22 protein-coding genes are annotated in these 22,587 nt (G+C 38.3%); 11 read left to right on the forward strand and 11 right to left on the reverse strand.

Annotation, left to right across the window (positions count from 1 at the left end):
• Window positions 1–2 precede the first annotated feature (2 nt).
• The 7 genes from KZP23_RS02150 to KZP23_RS02180 form a co-directional block, all read right to left on the reverse strand.
• Window positions 3–2,972, reverse strand: a complete 2,970-nt coding sequence (locus tag KZP23_RS02150; protein WP_226334499.1) for a CHAT domain-containing protein — start codon at window positions 2,970–2,972, stop codon at window positions 3–5.
• Window positions 2,973–3,320: 348 nt separating this feature from the next.
• Complete coding sequence (locus KZP23_RS02155; protein ID WP_226334500.1) at window positions 3,321–4,292, reverse strand: nucleotidyl transferase AbiEii/AbiGii toxin family protein; 972 nt, start codon at window positions 4,290–4,292, stop codon at window positions 3,321–3,323.
• Between the two features lie 80 nt (window positions 4,293–4,372).
• The gene (locus KZP23_RS02160) at window positions 4,373–5,143 is read right to left on the reverse strand and encodes a DUF6577 family protein (protein WP_226334501.1); all 771 of its coding nucleotides are present in this window, start codon (window positions 5,141–5,143) and stop codon (window positions 4,373–4,375) included.
• A 214-nt stretch (window positions 5,144–5,357) separates the two neighbouring features.
• A complete protein-coding gene (rhuM, locus tag KZP23_RS02165; RefSeq protein ID WP_112783567.1) occupies window positions 5,358–6,320 on the reverse strand; it encodes a RhuM family protein in 963 nt (320 codons plus the stop codon).
• A 94-nt stretch (window positions 6,321–6,414) separates the two neighbouring features.
• Window positions 6,415–7,299 carry a hypothetical protein gene (locus tag KZP23_RS02170; RefSeq protein ID WP_226334502.1) on the reverse strand — a complete coding sequence of 295 codons (885 nt, stop codon included), beginning with the start codon at window positions 7,297–7,299 and terminating at the stop codon, window positions 6,415–6,417.
• Window positions 7,300–7,313: 14 nt separating this feature from the next.
• Window positions 7,314–8,627 carry a site-specific integrase gene (locus KZP23_RS02175; protein WP_226334503.1) on the reverse strand — a complete coding sequence of 438 codons (1,314 nt, stop codon included), beginning with the start codon at window positions 8,625–8,627 and terminating at the stop codon, window positions 7,314–7,316.
• Window positions 8,628–9,450: 823 nt separating this feature from the next.
• Entirely contained in the window at window positions 9,451–10,368 is a 918-nt protein-coding gene (locus KZP23_RS02180; protein WP_226332760.1) for an IS1595 family transposase, read from the reverse strand.
• A 310-nt stretch (window positions 10,369–10,678) separates the two neighbouring features.
• Here KZP23_RS02180 and KZP23_RS02185 point away from each other — a divergent pair, with 310 nt between their 5' ends.
• Complete coding sequence (locus tag KZP23_RS02185; protein ID WP_226334504.1) at window positions 10,679–11,518, forward strand: DUF3800 domain-containing protein; 840 nt, start codon at window positions 10,679–10,681, stop codon at window positions 11,516–11,518.
• Between the two features lie 111 nt (window positions 11,519–11,629).
• Here the strand turns inward: KZP23_RS02185 and KZP23_RS02190 are convergent, their stop codons facing one another.
• Both KZP23_RS02190 and KZP23_RS02195 read right to left on the reverse strand, forming a co-directional pair.
• Complete coding sequence (locus KZP23_RS02190) at window positions 11,630–11,962, reverse strand: hypothetical protein (RefSeq protein WP_226334505.1); 333 nt, start codon at window positions 11,960–11,962, stop codon at window positions 11,630–11,632.
• Window positions 11,963–11,978: 16 nt separating this feature from the next.
• Window positions 11,979–12,365 (reverse strand): helix-turn-helix domain-containing protein, encoded by a 387-nt coding sequence (locus tag KZP23_RS02195; RefSeq protein ID WP_226334506.1) that lies wholly within the window; start codon window positions 12,363–12,365, stop codon window positions 11,979–11,981.
• A 540-nt stretch (window positions 12,366–12,905) separates the two neighbouring features.
• Between KZP23_RS02195 and KZP23_RS02200 the strand changes: the two genes are divergently transcribed.
• The 10 genes from KZP23_RS02200 (at window position 12,906) to trxA (ending at window position 21,160) form a co-directional block, all read left to right on the forward strand.
• Window positions 12,906–13,334, forward strand: a complete 429-nt coding sequence (locus KZP23_RS02200; protein ID WP_226334507.1) for a helix-turn-helix transcriptional regulator — start codon at window positions 12,906–12,908, stop codon at window positions 13,332–13,334.
• 46 nt (window positions 13,335–13,380) lie between these two features.
• Complete coding sequence (locus tag KZP23_RS02205) at window positions 13,381–14,175, forward strand: hypothetical protein (RefSeq protein WP_226334508.1); 795 nt, start codon at window positions 13,381–13,383, stop codon at window positions 14,173–14,175.
• 201 nt (window positions 14,176–14,376) lie between these two features.
• Window positions 14,377–15,027, forward strand: a complete 651-nt coding sequence (locus KZP23_RS02210) for a hypothetical protein (RefSeq protein ID WP_226334509.1) — start codon at window positions 14,377–14,379, stop codon at window positions 15,025–15,027.
• Between the two features lie 192 nt (window positions 15,028–15,219).
• Window positions 15,220–15,435 carry a helix-turn-helix domain-containing protein gene (locus tag KZP23_RS02215; RefSeq protein ID WP_222439110.1) on the forward strand — a complete coding sequence of 72 codons (216 nt, stop codon included), beginning with the start codon at window positions 15,220–15,222 and terminating at the stop codon, window positions 15,433–15,435.
• Window positions 15,432–15,761, forward strand: a complete 330-nt coding sequence (locus KZP23_RS02220; protein WP_226334510.1) for a HipA N-terminal domain-containing protein — start codon at window positions 15,432–15,434, stop codon at window positions 15,759–15,761. The genes KZP23_RS02215 and KZP23_RS02220 overlap by 4 nt, the downstream gene beginning before the upstream one ends.
• Window positions 15,758–16,777: a type II toxin-antitoxin system HipA family toxin gene (locus tag KZP23_RS02225; protein ID WP_226334511.1), complete on the forward strand. Its 1,020-nt coding sequence runs from the start codon at window positions 15,758–15,760 to the stop codon at window positions 16,775–16,777. The genes KZP23_RS02220 and KZP23_RS02225 overlap by 4 nt, the downstream gene beginning before the upstream one ends.
• A 156-nt stretch (window positions 16,778–16,933) precedes the next feature.
• Window positions 16,934–17,479 (forward strand): YfiT family bacillithiol transferase, encoded by a 546-nt coding sequence (locus KZP23_RS02230; RefSeq protein WP_226334512.1) that lies wholly within the window; start codon window positions 16,934–16,936, stop codon window positions 17,477–17,479.
• Window positions 17,480–18,958: 1,479 nt separating this feature from the next.
• Window positions 18,959–20,044 (forward strand): serine hydrolase domain-containing protein, encoded by a 1,086-nt coding sequence (locus tag KZP23_RS02235; protein ID WP_226334513.1) that lies wholly within the window; start codon window positions 18,959–18,961, stop codon window positions 20,042–20,044.
• A gap of 400 nt (window positions 20,045–20,444) precedes the next feature.
• Window positions 20,445–20,783, forward strand: a complete 339-nt coding sequence (locus tag KZP23_RS02240; protein ID WP_226334514.1) for a rhodanese-like domain-containing protein — start codon at window positions 20,445–20,447, stop codon at window positions 20,781–20,783.
• A gap of 71 nt (window positions 20,784–20,854) precedes the next feature.
• Complete coding sequence (gene trxA, locus KZP23_RS02245) at window positions 20,855–21,160, forward strand: thioredoxin (RefSeq protein ID WP_186754233.1); 306 nt, start codon at window positions 20,855–20,857, stop codon at window positions 21,158–21,160.
• A gap of 131 nt (window positions 21,161–21,291) precedes the next feature.
• Here trxA and KZP23_RS02250 read toward each other — a convergent pair whose 3' ends face one another.
• Both KZP23_RS02250 and KZP23_RS02255 read right to left on the reverse strand, forming a co-directional pair.
• Window positions 21,292–21,507, reverse strand: a complete 216-nt coding sequence (locus KZP23_RS02250; protein ID WP_226334515.1) for a hypothetical protein — start codon at window positions 21,505–21,507, stop codon at window positions 21,292–21,294.
• Between the two features lie 6 nt (window positions 21,508–21,513).
• The gene (locus tag KZP23_RS02255; RefSeq protein WP_226334516.1) at window positions 21,514–22,344 is read right to left on the reverse strand and encodes a universal stress protein; all 831 of its coding nucleotides are present in this window, start codon (window positions 22,342–22,344) and stop codon (window positions 21,514–21,516) included.
• Between the last annotated feature and the right edge of the window lie 243 nt (window positions 22,345–22,587).

The following is a 22,587-nucleotide window of genomic DNA, read 5'->3' on the forward strand; positions in this document are numbered from 1 at the left end:
GCTTAGTTTCCTGTCCTTGTTCCTTTCTTCTTGCGATAAGTATAAACTATTACCCCCAATAGAAGCAGCAAAATGATCAGATAACCGCCCCACTTCCAGAATTTTCCCGAACGGTCCTCAAGTGATAGGGCTTCCAAATTCCCGTTCAGAACGAATCCCGCCCAATAAAACGGATGCCGTTTCATGGGAAAATCATCCAAAAAAGTCCTTTTGGCCATAGCAAGAGCTTCTTCTTTACCGTATCCTTCTACCAAATACTTATAGAAAGACTTCATCAATATGGAAGTTTCTTCATCAGGAACCTGCCATAAGCTATATACAGAAGTTCTTACCCCGGCATAAGTAAGTGCACGGGAAAGACTCATCAAGCCTTCCCCTTCATGGAGTTCACCTATTCCCGTGTTGCAGGCACTTAGTACCACCATTTCAGCCGGGAAACGCATTTGATATAATTCGGAATAGGAAAGGGTCTCTCCATCCTGAAAATAAATACCCGATTTTTCATAATTGGTATGATCTACCATGGCGTGGGTAGCAAAATGGTAAATTTGGTAATGACCTATGGAAGCTATAAAACGATTTTTATTGGCAGCATCTTTATGGAAAACATCTCCTCCCAGTTTATCTACAATATATTGGGCTTCCGATAAAGCCCCTTCCAAATACGTCAACCGGCCACGGGTTACATGGTCCTCTTCCATAGCGGCCAGATAGGACTTGGGGTATTCAGGCACAAAAGCTGCGATACTATTTTTATGGGAAGAATATGCTCCCGCATTTTGTTGCAATTCCCAAAGCTTTAATGAATACGCATAACTTAGTTCATAATCCTCCACCATCAAACGACCAGTTTTGGAATTCTCCAAACTCTCAAAAGCCAGTAAATTAAGATTACTTTGCGGAACAATGACCAAGTGCCTAATAGTCTGTTCGTTCAGACCTAACGGCCTTATCAACCGATCATACAATTCTCTTGACAATCCTACAGCCTGATCCCGTATGGATTGTACTTGATCATGATAGCTTTCGACCAACTCAAAAACAGGCTTCTTTTCCCCAATTTCCACTACACTGACATTTGAAGAGTTCACCACAATAGCAAAAAGCTTTTTATCCGTTGCAATATACCTAATGATCGCCTGCTCCCCGGAGAGACGCGTCCGTAATTCATTAATATCCAATTGTCCGGAAAAGAAGGAAAAATATTTCTTATCATAGGATGAGATGGCAGCTTCATTTGCCAAGAGCTCCCTATCCAACCTTTCTAGTTCCTCGGCCAAAACAATCGTATCATTTTTTGCCCTGGCCAGACTGGCCTTAAGCATATTGTGTTTTATAAGCAAACTGTCAGGCACGGATAAGAATTGCTGGTATTTGGCCTCAAACTCCTTCCATAGATGTTGGGACATGTTTCTTTCCAAGGTATTTACCAGCTTGTCATGATCGGTGATCCCAAGTGCGAGATGCATGGACAACACCCCTTCGGTGATATCCTTATTGGTCATGTCCAGCCAAGGATTGTAAACACCCTTTTGGTAATAAACATGAAAAAGGTCTGCGGCTATGGTGTAAAAGTGATAGGCCAATTGGGCATGTGCAGTATTTCCGCCTTTACGAAACTGGTTTTTGTAAATTTTGGCCACCTCCCGAAGTGCATCGACGTAATATATATCATTGCGTTGGGCAAAATCTTCTCGTTGTATTGTAAACAAATCACTCACAGGCTCCCCCAACAACAGGGAAAAACCATGATAGGCCATTTCCTCCGCTTCTTCAAAACGTCCCAATTTTTGTAGTATATCTCCTCTCTTGAGATAAATATTGAGCAAATTGAACTCGCGGATATCCATTTCCTTTCCGATCTGTAGTGCGCTATCTAGATGGATGAGTGCATTGGCGAAATCCTCAGTAGCATATTCATAAAAGGTCACCAGCCGGGTATGGAATATCATTTCATAATACCGATCTCCCAATCTATTGCTTTCCTTCATTCCAAGATCAATAAACTTCCTTTCCTCCGCTCTCTCGCTGACATTATCCTGATCTACCATCAAGGTGGCAACACGATAAACGCCATTTAAGAGGTACTCGGAATAACGTTGCTGGTCTTTTAGGGTCATGCTATTGAAATACGTCCTAAGGCTGTCCCAATGCGCCAATCCACTGGTTCTATCGTTTGTAAACCCCAAATATTGAAGATTTAACCTGTGTTTTTGTACCTGATAAATCTGCGGAGGGTGTTCAGCCTGCAACTCCTTCCTTCCCTTGCCAAATGAATCTTCAGCCATCCATTGGTCAAATTTGTCATTTATCATCGTTATCAGCTCCTCGGAAGCCTCTCGATCCCCATATTTGGCATATAACCCCAACAAGTTGCCATATAACGAAATCAGGTTACTTTTGTCCACCTCGTCCATGGACTCCCAAAGCGCTTTGGCCTTTAAGTAGCATTCCTTTCGCTTGGTAAAAAAGCCCGTATGGGCATGTATCACACCGATATTGTTATAAGCCAGTGCCAAATCATTACGTAAGTCCAGCCGTTCGACATCATGTAGGGCTTCATAGCGTTCAATGGAGCGACGGTAATAATTTAGGGCTTTCAGGTATTGTTCATCCTTATCGTAAATGTGTGCAATATTGTAAATAAGATCGGCCTGTTCCTTATCCTCTAGCTCTCCAATAAAAATGGCTTCACATGCCAGTGCTATTTGGAGAGCCTTCTTTGTATCATTTTGGTATTCCAGGTCAACGTATTGCTGTTTATACCCATCATAAATAGAAAAAAGCAAACTATCGTACCGAGGATGCTCCTTTGTATAATAGCTCTGTAGGCTGTCAATACGATCTGAAATTTCCGACTTGTATGAATCAACAGTATTGGAAGTATCGGACAAGGTTATTTGGTTATATTGCAATTCGTCCGTTTCCTGTGCCCCTGCCTCCCCATAGATTGGAACACACAAAAGTAGCATGAGAGGGTATAAGTTTTTACATGATAATAGCATAAAAAAGTACTTTTATATTCAAAAATCCAGTCATTTATAATTTCACCACCTAAAAGAGCTATGTTAAAACGCTCCAATTTTAAGTCAAAAATACTCATTTCGTTCTTATTGCAAAATCTTGGGCCAGAGATAGAATTTTTTGTAATCCAGACAACAAAGCATGCTACCCAAACATTGGTTAAAAGGTCTCATGGTCTATCGCTCATTTTAATTTTCGCCCCTAACTGTTTTCTAATGCTTGATTGTGGACAATACCAATATGGTCATCCTTCCATTAATCAAACTAGGATAGTATTTTTTAATCCGGTTTTCATTTTAATTCAACGCCTTGTACCAATAGAAAAATGCTGCCTTATCTCTCGACTTTTTAAGCTTATTCAGGAAGTTCAGCTCGCCGGTGATTTCTAGTTTACTGATGTCCTGACCGTTAAATTTTTCAAAGGCAGAATAGTCTTTGTTCTTTAATTGTTTAGCTAGGTAAGCTGTTTTACCTGCAGCTAGTATGGCATCTTCAATTTTAAAGTTTTCAGCTATCAAAAAGCCTTCAAACCTCCGTATACCTGTGGTGAGTTCAGTAAATCGGGTTTTGTCTAGTTCTACGGTATTTTTAGTTCGCTTGGCGATGAGTAAGGAAGTGGTAAAAATATCATCCAGAATATCCGTTAAACCAATTTCAAGTTCACGGTAGTTGATCTCCTTGGTTCCAATTTTCTCAAAGCTCAAAGCTATTTCATCTACGTTTTCTGCTTCATCAAACAGACAACCTATATCAAAAAGCTGTTTGATGATTTCCTGCTCTTTATCCTTGCCGTACAATATCCCGACCGTATTCGGTGCAAATGCCGTTAGTTTATCTCCTAAAATGGATTCAATGGAAGGCACAGCCACTTCCAATACTTCCTCTGATTCTATCCATTCCGACTGAATAGGAACCGATAACAGCTTTGGGTAATCGATTTTCTCAAACAAAATATCCAACAACACAAAATGAGCACTTTGGTTGAGACTGGATTCATAATCAAATTTGTAATGAGCTTTGGGAACACCTTCTTTATAGCTCCTTCTATCCTGTAAGTCCCAACTATTGAAATGTGAGTTTGCTACCACTTTGTCCAGGATAGCTTCTACTTCTTCACGACTTTGGGTGGTAATGATGTCAATATCCACCGAAAACCGTCTTGATTTGGCAAGTAACAAAACAAGGCTTGTACCACCTTTAAATGTGAACTCTAGACCATGGGCTTTGAGTTGCTGCAACAAAGAAAGGGCTTGTATCATTTTCTCCATTATCGGAGGATTGATTCGCTTTAAATGCTTTTGCTGCTTAAAGCTGTTGATCCATTCTTTTGTAAAACAATGTGCTTTTATCATTCTAAAATGTCCTTTACAAAGTCACTAAAGTTGTTCTCTAAGTAGCTTTTAATTTGTTTCTCTTTATTTCTTCTTCCAGCGTAGGTAATTAACTTGGTAAAGTTTATCTGATAGTGTTTTAAAGCAGTTTCAAACAGCGTGTCCATTTCACTTCCTTGTATAGCATAAAAGGTTACTGCATCGCTATACACGTCAATCAATATCTTCTCCAAGGTGGGTACATAGATTTTATCCTTTGACTTCTCCTTTACAGCAACTCTCTGCTTTGGTGAACGACTTATAAGCGGCTTTATAACGATGGAAACTTCACTTTCCACATAGCGTTCCATGATGTCCTCTTTGGGATCCAAGTACACTCTGTACTGCCTAGATTCTGAATAGGCATTGAATACTTCCTCTACAAAATCCTTCTCCACCTCCAGTATGTAAAAGAAGGTTCCCAATTGGTGTCTGGTAAAATCATTGAGCCACTCGGTACTCCAAAGGCAATAATCCAGATCATCAAACTCCTTGGCTACAATCTTGGATAGACTAGCCAGTTTATCAGATACAAATGGTCTGTAGATTTCTTTGTCGGAAATGACATAAACCCCCAATTTCACTTGATTAATTACTTTTCGTTTTACCAAATCATGTATTCTCCAGGTTAAAGCACTTTCGGTGATTTCCGGATCCAAATCAGTCAAAAAGGAACTGAGGGTATCTCGGTCGAAACTTCCTTTACTTTTAAATTGCTTCAATATTTGACGGTCAATGATTTTAGACATAGCTCAGATTTGTCAGTATTTAAATTTATTGGCATTTTTTTGATTTACTCAATTTTGCCAATAAAGCAAATATAATGGCATTTTTTAAAAACACTCATTTTTGCCAGAAAAACTTGTTTACTGGCATTTTCGAGTAAAAGCTCAATCGTCAAATCATCAATCAACCAAAAGGAGGTTTAAATCATTAAATTTTATAATTAAGTACGCCGCATCCCTACCTACTTCTATTTAACACGCTCACCACAAGCCTTTTCACTACATCAACCTCTTCTGGCTTACTGGACGCAATAAATAAGGTCAAACTGGCCAACGCTTCATTACTGATGATTAAATGTTCTTGTTCGTTTTGCAGAAGTCCATTTTTCTCCAAGAACAGTAAAAAACACGCTGCTGCAATTCTCTTATTCCCATCAACAAACCCATGATTTTTAACAATCAAGTATAACAATGTGGAAGCCTTTTCCTCTAGCGTCGGATAGAAGTCTTCATCTCCAAATCCTTTTGCAATCTGGGCAACGGCACTTTGGAAAGAAGCATCCTTTTCCTTTCCAAAAATGGATGAATCAAAATCTGCTTTCATCATTTCAATAACCTCTTGGTACTCGGACATTGTTGGATAAATAGCTTGAACATTGCTTACCCCCTTTTGATCAAGATTCTCATGGTCATAATCATCCAATAACTCCAATCCTTTCGCAAACTGGCCTAGCCAACGGTAGTTTGTATCATCTATTTTTTCTTCAATTGCCCTGCTTAATATCCGAATCCCATTTTTCAAGGTCTGAACCTCTTGTTGCTTTTGTGCTAGTCTTTTTTCATTAATGGCATACCCTTTAATTAGATAGTCCTTCAATCTGGAGGTAGCCCATTGCCGAAATTGTGTACCTTGAATGGATTTCACTCTATAGCCGACAGAAATAATAACATCTAGATTATAATGATCTACTTGGTAGGATTTCCCATCCGAAGCAGTTGTCGCAAAATTTGCGACAACTGCTTCTTTTTCCAGTTCCCCTTCATTAAAGATGTTATTGATGTGTTTACCAATGGTTTTAATATCCCGACCAAATAAAGAAGTCAATTGGTTTCTATTTAGCCATACAGTATCTTCTTCAAACTTTACTTTAATCTCAGTTTTCCCGTCACTGCCTTGATAAATTTCTATTTGCTTTTCCATTTAATTGTTTAGGTAATGTTTAAGAAAAATTTAGAACGTGATTTTCGGCCAATACACAGTTCTAAACTATTCTTTCCCAGCATAAGATATTCACTCATAACTCATTTCCATATTTTTCCAGCACATCGTCAATCCTTTCAATTATCAGAGGCATGTTAACACCATTAGCATAATTTTTATCCGTGCATGAGAAGAAGGTTTTGGCAATTTCCAGGCACTCTTTAGTTTTCTCTCCATCTTTGTTAAAAACGCCCTCACCAAAGTCATCAAGGTGCTGATGGATCCTTCCTTGGGCCTTTCTAATATTGTCCTTATTGGCACCCAGTATCTCCTGCAACACTCGATATATTTTTTCGGTACCCCATTTATTCTCACTGTGGTCTGCTACATATTGAACCAAACCATGAAGATTATTGAATTCATAGGTCAACAAATGAAGGTATACTAATTTCTGTCTAAGCGTATTCTCATTTGCTTTATCCCTCTTGAAATCGCCCCAATAAACGGGGCTCAAAAATTCACCATAGAATTCCTCAAATCCTTCCATATCGTCTAAATCCAGTAACAAGAATCTACTTAGGTTATTTCCAGCTCTTAGATACTTGAAAAACGAGACCGTCTCTACCAAATTCTTTGCAGACTTTCCAAACATTAAAACCATTAAAAATGCTACCGGACATATGAATACACCAAGGAACACAAAAAGATAGGACCATGCTGGTATATCCAATTGAGCCAACGCATAAAACACCAATCCAAAAGCCCCTATAAGCAAGGAAAAAATAAGCAGTGGTAAAAAAACCAGCCTAAATCCACACAACTTTGGGTACCAGGATCGTAGAACATCCTCTTTTTGGAAGATATCAAACCCAAATCTGTAAATCCAAATTCTTTCCACCCCGGGTCGGCCATCATAATGTAAAAATAACTCTCCAAAAATGTATCTTTTAAGCCCAATCCCTTTATTAAAATTATTCATATCAAAAACATTAGTTAGCTCCAAGCTTTCGTCATTTCATCTCTTTTGCGCTGTTCATCCACTTCAATATAACGTTTAAAACTCTTATAATCAGAATGCCCGGTAATTTTCATCACAACTTCGGCCGGAATCCCTTTGGCCAAAGACAATGTTACAAAAGTTTTTCGCCCGGTATGGGCACTTATCAATTCGTGCTTGGGGAATACCTTCGCATCTCTTTTTGCTCCCCGGTACCTGATGATTTCTATAGGCTCATCAATGCCAGCGAGCTTACATAGCTCCTTTACATAATTATTGAATTTCTGATTGGATATGATGGGTAACGGCTCTACGCGTTCCTCATACTTAGCTAAGATTTCCCGGGAATACCTATTCAATGGCACTACTGAAGGCTCTTTGGTTTTGGTGATGGTCAGGCGTATCTCATCTCCCTTGATATGCTCTCTTCTCAATTGCCTCAAATCTGAATACCGATAACCCGTAGCACAGCTAAAAATGAAAATGTCCTTAACCTGTTGTAGTCTTCTATTCTCTCTCAAATCCAAATTGTACAGTGAATCAAACTCCCTTTGGTTAAGGGCAATTACTTCAAGCCTTTCTTTCTTAATGGTAAACTCTTTGTAGCCATCATGTACTTTGATACCCCTTCTCCTGGCATAACTTAAAAAGGTCTTTAGGGTACTTAGTTGTTTACCAATGGAAACATTGTTAAGAGTGGTCACCCTTCCCGTTTTCTTATTCACTTCTTTCCATCCTACCAAGTAATTTTGAAAGGCTTGCATGAAAATATAATCCATGTTCTCGAACCGGATTTTCTTTCTGGATTTCTTCTGGAAGTTTTTTAGGTGCTTTCGCAGGGATTTATACACCACCAAACTGCCTTTAGCCCTGATCAATTCATTATCTTGAATATATTGGTCAATAAAATCATAAACCAAGCCCTCCGGTTCGGGCTTCTCCACTTTTTCTTCGTTGGACTCCTTGTAGCTATCTACTATTTTTGATGCACTATATGAAATCCCTGAGAATCTAAATTCTTCCTCAATTTTTTGAATCTTGAATTTAAGCTCGTTTAGTTCGGACTCGTACTTGATAAGTACTGCTTTCGGAGGGACTAAATCTCCATGAATCTTTTCTAATTGGGTCCTTTGCTTTAATGTCAGAGCCAGTATATTTCTACTTGACTCAGACCACAATTCAGGAAGAATTGATATACCAGTAGATATCTTTCTTTTCTGGCCATTCAATGTAATTATAAGGGAAATCGGCATTTCCCCTCTTTTGTTGATCAAGTCCTTCCGCAGCGTAAATCTTAATGATGCTTCCATTTAGTATAGTTTTTTATATCAAGGAGTTAGTCCAAAAGTCAGGGTCTTTTTCAGGGTCCTTTTCAGGGTCCCGAAGGCCAAATTCAGACTATCACAGCTTGTCAAATATTCACACCAAACATACACAAACAACTGATTTAATGCAACTTACATCAATTAGTGCAAAACACTAAATAGTAGGTTCATTTTCCTCCTCCTCTGCACTTAAAAGCTAGGCATAAAGTCTAGTTTTTTCGTTTGGAGTCGTCGGGGCTGCCCTGCAAGCTGGCCCCTCGCTAAAACAGTCCACCGGACTGTTTCTTAACACTCGGTCCTCTCCTCCTCTGCTAAGAAAATTTTTCGTCGAAATAGTGAAATGTAAAAAGCGGAATGAACGAAGCGAATAGGCTTTCTTTTGCAAATCCTCATAACGGGATCGACGAAGTCAATCCCTCCTCTGCACTGAAAAGCCATGAGCTTTTTTCAGGGTCAAAAAAACTTAAAGTTAATTTTTGAACTCATGAGGTTTAGAATTGATCAAAAAAAATATCGCTAAAACTCAATAAACAACATTTACTTCCATCATTAACCTGGACTCAACTGTACAGAAACACCAAAGAGCAGAAAACAGGAAGTAATGATTCAAACAAAGTTCTACCCGCATATTTCGATTGATTTCTAACGTTAAAAAAAATAAGCACCCAAAAAATCCTTAAACCATTGATTCAAACACATTTAAATGTGTTTGTGTTTGCTCTTAGGCTATGGACAGAAAACAATCATTTCGAATGACTTAAAAATACATAAGTGGTAAAATCATTTTAATTTAATATGTGTATCCGTTTTACTGCACGTATGGGTAAGTGCCCGCAATAACGAGCCTTTCAAAGAGTCCTTTGCCAAAATATCTTCGGTTCAATCTGTAAACAAACTCATTTAAATAGTTCTGTAAATATTTATAAGTTATCATGTGATATACCCCCAACAGGGTTCTTTTAAGATTACTGATTGCTTTGTGTACCCATTTTAAGGTGTCGTTTACGGACTCCTTTCCCGATGGAACGGCCAAATGGGTGGCCACCACTTCCTCTATTTTCGAGTAGGCCGTGTTCTTGTCTGTAAACAGTACCACATCCCCTACGGTATTGGCCCGGATAAAGGCATTGACACTCTCGCAGTCCACTTTGTCCATGACCCTCATTTTGAAATAGCCACAGCGCTTTGTTTTCTGCCCGGAATCCAGGTCTTCCAAGGGTACCGATTCGGCCGCCACCGCTACTGCGGTCTGTTTCTGGCTGCCTTTTCCACGTTTAAGCTGACCCAAGATCTGGTTCTCCTGTACGGTTTCCATATAACACTCGTCATATTCAATCATGTCACTGAGGATATAAAGCTCATCTCGTTGTCCCATGGCTGACCGTATCCTGTGCATCAGACGGAAAGTGGTCTCATATCGGCTAAGCCCCAGTTGCCGCTGGAGCTCAAGGCAGGAAAACCCTTTCTTGGTCGCCGACATAAACAGCATGGCCAATAGCCAGATACGGAGCGGAAGCTTGCTGTTTTCCATTACCGTCCCTGATTTAAGAGAAGAACGTCTCCGACAACTGCTGCATTCGAAAAACCTGCCGTTGGCAAACCAATAGTGTCGGGTTATCTTCTCACTGTTTTTGCACCGTATACCGCTTTTCTCACGGTATTTCTTGATGTATTGTTCACAACTTTCCTCATCTGGGAAATGGCCCGTAAATTCTATAAGGTTCATAGCTTTTCTTGTTTTTATGCAAGAAAACAACTATCCTGATACCTTGAAATTTAATGACACGTATTGTCATATTTTATTACGTGCACTCTTACGGATACACATATAATTTAATAGCCATCAAATAAGTGTTCAAAAAAGCTATATGCTAGTGCAGAGTCACTAAGAAAAAAAATATTGATATCACACGAGCTCTCAGTAAAACCAAGATCATATTTAAAAGCAACTTTCTCTACCAGAGAGACATCCCCCCTTCCAATATCAAGATAATTAATATCTTTAAGCCTAGAAAACCCCAGAAACACCATCGAAAATGAAAAAAGGCTTTTTTATTTTTTGTGATGAATCAGTTAAATCTGATCGATACTACTCAAACTTTTATGGAGGCTCTATGATTGCTAAAGAAGATTACGAAAAAATAAACAATCTTTTGGTTAGCAAGAAACAAGATATCGGAATGGAAGATTCAGAACTTAAGTGGAGTAATATTAACGCATATAGAGTAGATGCATATTGCGAAATGATGGAACTTTATTTTAATATCATAGCTCAGAACATCATTAAATTTAGACTTATGTTCACCGACAATAGATTTATCCCAAGAAACTTAACAGCCACCCACAAACAAAATGAATATCACCTACTATATTATCAATTTATAAAACATTCCTTTGGCTTTTCACACATAAATTCTGATGTTTTAATTGATTTAGAGCTTTATTTTGACACACTCCCTGATAAAAAGGAAAAGAATAAAAAATTCAAAGGATTTATTCATGGACTTCAATACTTACCTGAATTGGAGGGAGCAAATCTTCAAATTAAAAAGGAATCCATTTACGAAGTTGATTCAAAAAAACATATTATTCTTCAATGTAGCGATGTTATTCTTGGATCTATGGGATTTAGGCTAAATAATCATCATAAAGACAAACCAGAAGGTCAATACAGAAGAGGAAAAAGAACCGTTGCAAAAGAAAAGGTTTATCGGTTTATAAATTCTAAGATCAGAGATATTCGACCTAACTTTAATATCGGAGTATCTACTAGCGTAGATGGAGATCCCTTAAACAAATTTTTTCATCCCTATAGACACTGGCTTTTCACACCAAGTGAACATAATTATATTCCATCCAGTAAGAACATAAAATAAAACGCTCCAACTCATCCTACATACCTCCTACGTACAACGTAAGCCTTCAGATGAATAAAAGCGTTTAGATTGTAAAACAACAAAATAGACAGATAAATTCAAAGTTTTGGCTTAATAATTATAGCATTTTACTTTACTAAAAACCACAATTAATCCCAACCTAAAGGTTATCATAACACTCCTCCGCCCCCCCCTCAGCTCTTCACCTAAACTGGAAATAGGATAATCAATGCACCTACCCATATAGCTCATATAAGTATCTAAAAAATCATTCTCCAAATGTTCTGGCACTTCCATCAGCCGCTTGACCAAATCCATAATCCCCAAATGATGGCGATGGCCGGCATCCAAGTCCAAATTATTCAATCCCTGAACCAACTGGTTATGCTTAAGATCTTGATGGATCAATTTGATGATAAGCTCGTCTTTTTGAATATTGATCATAATGTTCTTGTTAAGTTTAAACAATAGCCTCTTTTATCAGGCTTTTTAAGGTATCATTGCTGTCTTTGAGCTCTCGGAGTATTTCGAGTAAGGTATAAAACTGCTTGCTATCCATTTGAATTTTCCTTTTTTCGAGTTCATCAAAATACTCGATCAGTTGCCCTGGCTTAATGGTCAAAATATGAATGGGATCAACCTGCACATAATCGGCATATCTTTTAATCAGGTCCACGGTGATTTTCGTTTCTCCACGTTCATATTTAGTATAAGCAGCCTCACTAATTCCTAAATGGAAAGCGAGCTCCATGGCCTTATGCCCTCTCAGTTTTCTAAAGGTCATCATATTATGTCCTATCGACTGATTATCGAGGAGCGCTTCTTTAAATTGACTTGGATCATTCATACCTGTTGTGTTTAGAAAGGATCATTGCTACAAATACAATTTCTTCAACATGCTATTTCTAAACTATTCCTACAGGAATATCTTATTCCTTAATTCCTTTTTGGCTCTAAATGAATTAGAAAATCACCTTGCTAAAATCTGAAGGGAATTACTCAAATGTATAGATAGATGATCCGCCTTGCATATATTGAGCGTTAAGAAATTAAAGAAGAGGGTAAGCAAAAGGCAGGCATGTTTGACGCAATGGAGATCAAAATGGTGGTAGGCTATATATCAGGAGGAGTTTGCCTGCATGTGGGCTGGCTTTAATTTTAGCTCAATAGATGCATAGCGGCGGGGTTTTTGGGTTACTTTTTTGACCTGCAGCAAAAAAGTAACAAAGTATGAACAGCTTATTAGGGTGAAATTATACCAATAAATCAATTTCAGAAAATCCTATAAATCATAAGAAAACAGCTTTTCCAACCATTTATAAAAACCATTTCCCAAATTCCACCAATTTCCTTAACTTGTCTTTTAGTTTTTTAATAGCCAAGAGTTATGACCAATTCAGCTGCACGAAATATCCATCAGGGACGAAATATCAAACGCTTTAGGGAAATGCTGGGCATCAAGCAGGATGCCTTGGCCCATGAACTGGGAGAAGATTGGTCCCAAAAGAAAATCAGCCTACTAGAGCAAAAAGAGAGCATCGAGGAAAATATTCTAAAACAGGTGGCTGAAATCCTTCATATCCCAGTTGAGGCCATCCAGAATTTTGATGAGGAGCAGGCAGTGAATATTATTGCAAATACTGTAACCACTGTTAATGACAATGCCACGGGGCAACTATTTCAGATCAACCCAACTATCAATACAGCAGAGAAATGGCTAGAGGCATTAGAAGAAATCAAAAGGTTGAATGAGGAGATCATCCGGTTGAAAGATGAGCAGATTGAGATGTTAAAGGATATGATTAAAAATAAATAATTTTGAGGATCAACAATAAATTTTGTTTTGAACAAAAATAGTCTTATTGTTTTTTTTTGCAAAAGCCTGTGCTTGGGTAGTACCATTTATAATGTTATGCCCTATTTTTAGAAAATTATATGATCCAGAATTTTCATATGATTTTTACGAATATGGGACATTTGTAGGAGGCGTTGCAGGTCCATTTGCTGCATTGGCTGGTTTCCTTTATATCTATTTGACATTCATTCAGCAAAGTGAAATCCATAGTGAACAAAAGGTAGATAATTGGTTCTTTCAATTGTTAAAAGAATATCAGAATGCAGCTTTAAGTGTATCATACTGGGAATCAGAAAACGACAAAGGTGAGAAAGCCTTTAAATCACGACTTTCAAGAATGGTTTCTTGGGCTGAAAAGGAATGGCCAGAGACCAAGCCTGGGACGGATAAAGGCAATAACTTCATGAAGGAGCATGGAGAAGAAATTATACCTCGTCCAGAACCTTGGAAGGTTGAAGAGATAAACTTCCAAATCATATCCTATCTTATTGATGTTTCTAACAATGAAGAACATATGGGGAAATATGGGAGGATACTGAAAGTTATCTTAAACTTTTGCTTAAAGTACAAGAAAGAAGAATACTTTGAAACTCTGGAATCAGGAATGGGGAAATATGAAAGAATCTTCATTTATTACTACCTAAACAGTAAGTTTGAGCAAGAGCAGATTAAAATATTTAATGAGTTTCAGTTTGCAACAACATTGTTGGATAAACATCTTGATGAGTTTCTTAAAAATCCTATTAAAAAAAATAAGAATTTCTTTCAAACTATTAATTCATTTGAAAAGGTGAAAAATTAAATGTTTTTAAAATATCCTCCTACAGAATACTTAATCCGAAAATCAGACCCGATTTTACATGGCATAACAAAAAATATACTGACATGTAAAAGAAAGAATCTAAAGTGATCGTAGTGGTCAAATAAATTATCCTCTTAGAGAATTTTCTAGCTACTGATTAAAGATGAACTTCTCCCCATGTTTCATCTAAACTTTTAAGCTATGCTAGTGATCAATAATTTCAATACTGGGAATAATAGTCGGCCCCTTATTGCCGATCAGGTCTTTTCCACAGATGAGGAGACTTATATCCCCTCGCTCCTCTCCCAATCCGAGAAAGAAGATTTACCGGCCTTCTTTACACATTTTTTTAACCAAAAATATGCCTTACCTGAAGCTAGGGCAGCTTTGGGAGCCTTATCCATCAAAATAATCCATGGGGGGCTGGTTACTTATTGGGAGTCCGTAAGCCATGCTTTTAATTTTAAGCAGGATTTCGCCAAGCTGATTGAAGCGGCCTTTCTGATTTCACAGGAAAACCACCCACAGTTAAAGGTAAAAACCATCTCGAAATCCAATCTGGTCCCCAAAGCAGTTTTAAAAAAGAGCAGAAAACTTTCACATATCCTGCCCTATTTACCCTATTCCACCGACCCTAAAGATTCCTTGGATCCACTCCTTAACCTAAAGATGCTTTTTATCGACCCCAAACCTAAAAAACTGCTCACTGTATTGAATGAATGGAGTCTTTGCACAATAGGAGACTTAAAGCCTTCTTATGAACTCAAAGGTGACCATTATTTTTATGACATGGTATTTCACCTGGTTTTGGATGCTTGTCATTTGATTTATGTGAGAAGTGAGGATAAGTAGAAATACCCCCTTTCTTAATTGAATGTATCAATCGACAATTATTAAAACACAAATTATTTTTCACATTATACTATGAAAAACACTAACCTATCCCATCAAATTAATAGGATACACATCAATTTTCACACTATAATGTGATTTGTATTGATTTACAATCAACATTTTGCTATTTTTATCAAAAATCACATTATAATGACAATTAATGAGATAGGGAATAGCATTCGGGAGCGTCGCAAAATGTTGGACATCACCCAACCAGATCTAGCGGAAATGGCCCAAATCAGCATCAACACCCTCTACAAAATCGAAAGAGGTGAGGCAAACCCTTCGGTAAGGGTCTTGAACAAAATTGCCAATATCCTGGGACTGGAAATTTCAATCGCTGTCAAAAAAGTAACTGATCGATGAAAAGGGCCAAGGTATTAAGAAACGGAGAATTGGTAGGCTGGCTAACCAAAGAAGGCCCTGAAAAGTACACCTTTTCATATGACCAAACCTGGTTTGATGATCCCCAAAAACCTGCGCTTAGCCTTACTTTGCCCAAAAGCCAAAAAGATTATCGATCAGAACACCTATTTCCTGTCTTTTTCAATATGCTTTCTGAAGGCGTAAACTTAAAGCTCCAAGCCCGTCAATACCAGCTTGATGAATCCGATTATTTTGGACTTTTACTGCGCACCGCTGACAAAGAAACCATTGGCCCCATCACTGTCCACCCCATAAATGAACCATGATTAAGATTACAAACTGCCCTGGCACACTAGCACCCGATCACGAGACTTATAGTACCCGATGCATCAGGCATATGTTTGAGGGAAGAAAAACAAGCCATTTTCTCCCTTACCAGAGTCATCAGCCCAGCAATGATGAGGAAATGGCAGCCTTGATGGATAATCGGAAACGGATTTCCATTTCCGGAGTCCAGGAAAAACTATCTGTTATTTGGGATAAAGGAGTTATCCGCTTGACCAAAGCAGGTGAACAGGGCACTTATATCCTTAAACCAATCCCTAGGGATTTGGAAAGGGTGGACCAGGTTCCCGCAAATGAGCACCTGACCATGCAGATAGCCAAGCAAGTGTATGGATTGACAACCGCTGAAAATGCCTTGATATTCTTTCAAAATGGAGAACCCGCTTATCTCACCAAAAGGTTTGATGTATTAAAAAACGGAAGAAAATTAGGGATCGAGGATTTTGCCACACTAGCGGGTAAAACAAAGGAAACCGATGGTGATGAATTCAAATACAATTACAGTTATGAGGGTATTGCAGACCTTATCAAACAATATGCCGCTGCTGCTCCCATCGCTTTGGAAAACTTCTACAAATTGGTACTGTTCAATTTCCTGTTTTCCAATGGAGATGCCCACCTGAAAAACTTCAGCCTTTTGGAAACCCCTGCAGGAGATTACCAATTGAGTCCTGCCTATGACCTTACAAATTCCCGACTCCATGTAAAAGACCCAGAACTCGCTTTAAAAGATGGGCTTTTCAAAAACGATTATGAGACCGAAAGCTATAACGCCAATGGGTTTTATGCGTACGATGATTTCCTTGAATTTGGAATAAGGTTAGGAATTCTAAAGACAAGGGCACTGAAGATTTTAGGGGATTTCAAAACTGAACACAAAGAGGTTAAAGATTTAATTTCCAGAAGTTTTATGAGTGAAGAAGCAAAAAAAATCTATTTACAAACCTATCAAAATCGATTAAACTCCCTCAACTACTCATTTAACCATAAAACCTGACAGTTCACCATTCTCTTCAAATCACTTACTTAAACCCGCATCTTGGGAATGTACCCCATGAACTCGAGTTGTTTTTTAATCATTACTCTAAAAAAGAACCGATCCATTTTCTTTTAATTGACCAAGATATTCTGACAGTATTTTTTAATTTTAAGCATGGAAAATGTAAGTGACTTAAACCGATTAAAATTCCCTATTGGCCATTTTGAGAAAAAAGAATCTTATTCAAGTGATGAATTGAACAAACTTATCATCATCAATGAATCTGCACCCGCCAAGTACAGAAAAATAGTCGAAAGTCTGAAACCTGAAGACCTGAACAAAACTTACCGTGAAGGGAGTTGGACTATCCAGCAATTAATCCATCATGTAGCGGATATCCAATTGCTTCATTTTTTGAGGATGAAAAAAGCATTGACAGAGCCAAATTACAAGGAAGTGACGCTTATTGATATGGATGGCTGGGCCGGAACCGCTGATGGAACCAAAGCGCCTGTTGAAGATTCATTGATGATGTTTGAAGGAATAAATAAAAGATATGTGTTTCTTCTTAGGTCATTAGATGATGCGACATTGAAGATCCAATACTATCATCCGGTACGGAAATTCACCATCAATCAAGCACAAGCCATAGCGATGTCAGCATGGCATGTAGACCATCACCTTGCCCATATTAAAATTGCTTTGGGAGAATCACTTTAAATTTGATTTATGTGAGCAGTGCGGATAAGTAGAAATACCCCTTTCTTAATTGAATGTATCAATCGACAATTATCAAAACACACCATATTTTTCACATTATACTATGAAAAATACTAACCTAGCCACCAATATGAAATGACTTACAATCAATTTTCACACTATAATGTGATTTATATTGATTTCAACTCTTAGGTTAACCAAATTCAATAGGTATTTCAAGGGTTGGAGGAATCACTAGGCCATCCCAAATCTATTTTGATAAAGTTGCTGAAGGGAGAATGGTTCATCTATTTTGGAATGCTCGTTATGCTGGCGTGCATAGGTTTCCCCGTTTATTTCATAGAAAACGCCCCCCTATTTTTCCCTTAATCTTGCTGTGTATTCCATCTGCTTTTACCATCATCAAAAAGGTTCAAAAGTAATACTTGGCTAATAACAATCCCCTACAAGTTAGGTAATTACCTTCTATCAATCATATATATGCTTTTACTTACCTCTGGATCAACCAAGGAACAATCCCAAATTATATTCGGATTTCACTCGGATATTACCGAGCTTGATCCGAAGGTGATCCGAGAGTGATCCCTGAGTAATCCGAAGAATATTTTGATTTTCCCTAACCTAACTTGAACACATAGTGAGGACATTTATAAAATATGGTGTCGAATACGCAAAGATTTAATAGGGCTATATCATAAGTCAAAACGTACCCGAAGGTCGTTACCGGGGAAGCATCTCTTCCAGAAAAAATAGCTAAAGAGATCCACTCCCCGCATCGAGTGACACTGATTTGAAGCTCAGGTCATCAAGAACAAAACATTACCTGAATAAAATGTAGAAAGATCCATAAAGGAAAAGAAGCATTGAATTTGGTTACCTGCCAGGGAATTCACCTTTAGGCCAATATTGTGATCTAATGGGTAAGAAGGGCTCAGACCAAGCCCTTCGACTTAGCTCAGGATAAACTTAAGTCGAGGTCCTACGGCTAGCCTTCGAGTCAGCCCAGGCTGTCATCTTTGCACTGATACCTTAAATCCGCATTATGCATTAGCCTATCTATTGCGACCTGAAACAACTTTAAAATCAGTCGCTTCGCTGCTGTTTTCGATTTCACCATAGCGATGCTATGATTCAATCTCCAAACAGCCTGATTTTCTTGTAGTTTCAGTTCTCATAAGGATTCCTAATGCATAAAACGGGTTAAAAGCTATTTCCCAGGGTTACCTGCTACATTGCAGATACATATTTTATTTTTTATTAATCTGTATGTCCGCAATTGCACCAGTAAGGTTCACCGTCCAAAATATGTTCTCAAAAACAGCCCATATCTAACCGAAATGAAGAATTAAATCAGTGTAAATCTGTGGAATCCGTGAGAAATAAGGTGACTGGTGTGAAAACGGATAATCATATTTATTAATTTGAAGCTGAAAATAAGCCAGTTACTTTTCGATCTGTTCAACTTTTATCTACTTAATAATGAAAACACACGCATTCGCATTATCCTTTTTACTGATTTTCAATATTGCTTATGGCCAGCAAGTGGATTCATTATCCATCCCTACAGATGGACAATTTCAGCTAATTTCAATATGTGCCCAAAAACTCCCTGATCAAGCACAGCTGTCGATAGCTATCATCAAAGATGGAGAGGTAAATTTTTATGGTGTTAAAAAAGAGGATGATTCACTTACACCCATCGACAATGCCCAAAAAGTTTTTGAAATAGGATCCATCACTAAAGTCTTCACCGCTACCCTGCTTGCCAAACAAGTCCTGGAAAACAAGGTAAAACTGGATGATAATATCAACGATTATCTCGACTATCAATTAAAGGACAATATTAAGATTACATTCGAGCAATTGGCCACACACACTTCAGGATTGCCCAGAGTGCCCATCAGTTTAAGTTCTCCTACATTGAATTTGGAAAACCCGTACAAAGACTATGATGAAAACAAATTAGAAATTTACCTCACAGAAAAATTAAAACTGAATGCTGCTCCTGGAGAAAAGTCTTCCTATTCCAATTTGGGCTATGGGCTCTTAGGCTATCTGGAAGGCCTGATCGAAAACAGCAGCTATGAAGATTTACTTCAAAGCCAAATCTTCTCCAAATATCACATGACCAACTCCACTACAAACCGCGATGACGTCCAACATATTTTGGTAAAGGGACTCAATGATAATGGCCAAGAAGTTCCCAACTGGGATATGGCCGTGCATATGGGAGCAGGAGGGATTTTATCCACCGTTGAGGACCTTTCAAAATTTGCGCTCGCCCAATTTGACAATAATAATAAGGAATTGAATTTGACCAGACAGGCCCATTTCAACATCGAAGACAACTATTCCATTGGTCTGGGCTGGGGACTGATAAAAGTGGCATCTGGTGAAGAGTGGATTTGGCATAATGGAGGAACTGGAGGATACACTTCTTCGATGATCATTAATACCCGTACTAAAAATGGCATTATCGTTTTGTCCAATATATCTGCTTTAGGGAAATTGACCAGTAATATTGGCGACCTATCCCATAAACTGATGACAATATTGGAGCAATAGATATTTATTGATGGCTAAATTTCAGCCACAAAGCTATTTATCCGCTCCACATACCAACCTCTAAATCCTTTGCTTTGCAGTTGATGATGGAAACCTGTTAAATGTTCTCCCGGGTATTGAACCACCTCACAATTTCCTCCATGTACCTTTTGAAGCCCCACGGCATCCTGATGGCTTGTGATTCAACAATTGGCCTGATAAATTTGAACCAGAACAATTTTATAGTTCAATAAAAAAACCTAATCAAAAAATCGGCACTATTGAGATAGAATAAGAGAAACCTATCCCCGGTCAAAATGGTTTTACAGATAATGATATAAGCTATTTATTCCCTATGTGACATTAATTACTGAAAAGCGGTCGGGCACATGGTAGTTTTGTATCAAAAATTGAAATAAATATGCTATTCGATATCTTTAAAAAACAGGAAAAAAACTATAAGGATCTAAATGCCGAAAACTTCAAAAACGGCATACAGCAAAAAGATGCTGTCATCATCGACGTCAGGTCCTCTGGAGAGTTTAGCTCTGGAAAAATCAAAGGGGCCCACAACATCAACTTAATGTCTGCGGACTTTATGGAGCAAATCAAACACCTCCCCAAAGACAAGGAGTATTATCTCTATTGTCGCAGTGGAAACAGAAGTGGAAGTGCTGCCAGTGTAATGGATAAGCAAGGTTTCACTAAGGTCTACAACCTGGTTGGAGGCATAGGCAGATGGCCTTATGATGTAGAATAAAACAATATAATTTAAAGCAAATAAAAGCAGTAAAGTATGAAGAATGCTGGCTGCTTGAAACCTTAAAAGTTATGGCTGAAAAAAAATCCTTTGACACCCTGATTGCTGGAGACCAACCCGTATTGGTAGATTTCTATGCCACTTGGTGTGGACCTTGCAAAGCCTTGCATCCGATTCTTGAGGATACTGCTAAGCATTTTGGGAGCATGGTAAAAATCATCAAAGTTGATGTGGATAAAAATCCCGCTGCAGCACAAAAATTCCAAGTACGCGGTGTTCCTACACTCTTGCTTTTCAAGAATGGCAAAATGCTGTGGAGACAATCAGGTGTAGTGCCAGGGCCTCAACTTCAGCAAATCATCCAACAACACGTTTAGAGTCTAGTAGAAACAGCTTACTGTTTACAAAGTTGTATTAAACACCCATATATTATAAGTGTCCCCAAAAATTTTGGGGACACTTATATTTATAGACTATTAATTTCCTCTTTCCTCCAAGCACTACCCATTCATTTCTTATGTGGATGTTCCGCTATATGGTGCTTTAGAAGTTGCTTTAAACTGTTGAGGTAATCAGAGAAGTTCTTGGTATCCATTTTGGCATTCATCTCCGCCGAAATGGTAATGGGCGTTTCATCCAAATACTGATAAAGTTCTGGATACTCTTGCTCTATCTTTAAGGTAAGTTCATTGATTTCTTTGGTAAGCTCCTGTAGGCGTTTCATTAAATTTCAGCTATTTATATTAACACTCAAAACGGGGATACCTGAATGATTTACCAAGTGCTCGGTAATACCAGGTGAAATCATCTTCATAAAACCTGATTTGCCATGGGTTACCAAGGCGATTACATCGGTGGACATGGATTCCGCAAACTTTTGAATCCCTCTTTCTTCATTAAACGCATCAAAAATATTTAAGGTACATTCTAGATGATGGCATTCCGCTTTAAAGGCTTCCATGAGGGCCTTTACCACATCGGTTTCTTTAAATCCAAAGGGGGTATTTATGTATAATAAATGGATACGGGCCCCCATTAACCTGGCAAATTCAACTATTTTCTGAAATGGTGCCTTGATGTCTTCTTCAAAACTGGCCGCAAAAATCAGGCTATCTACCTTAAAATTCTGCACATGCTCTTTGACCACTAAAACAGGGGATTGGGAATGGCGAACGACCTTTTGGGTATAAGTGCCAATAAGATTGTTTATCCCAGAGGTCCCGTGGGAGCCCATTACTACAAAATCATATTCATGTTCGGCGATCTGCCGGTCTATTTCAGTTCTTCCTTTATCGAACAACAATACTGTATCCGATTTCAAACCTAATTTCTCCGCCTTGCCTTTTAGTGCGCCCAACGCTGTCTTGGCATGGGCTATCTGGGCCTTGGTCTCTGGATAAAGATCTTCTTTTTCCATTGGAAGCCTCACCCAATCAATTCCGGTTGACAAAATATGCATAAAATGAATTTCCGCTTGGGCCCTTTCAGCAATTGTCAGTCCAGCCTTTTCAGCTGCTTTGGCGCAGTCTGAAAAATCAGTTGGTATTAATATCTTTTTCATGATTAAACTTATTTTGAAGTCAAATTATGCTCAGCTCATCCATTTTTTTAAGCCCCCACAGGCCTCCACCAAAGCTCCAGCCTTTCCTTTTTTAATAAACTTCCTTCTTCAACTTATTTTAAGTTACCATTGGGCCAAAAGAAAAAAAATGAGATTGCTCTGACAATCTGATGATAGCTATCACCATTAAAATCGATCTGAAGAAAGCCTCCTCAACTGAAGTGCTATGCGCAGTACTTTAGA

This window comes from Echinicola marina, from assembly GCF_020463795.1.
Classification (GTDB): domain Bacteria; phylum Bacteroidota; class Bacteroidia; order Cytophagales; family Cyclobacteriaceae; genus Echinicola; species Echinicola marina.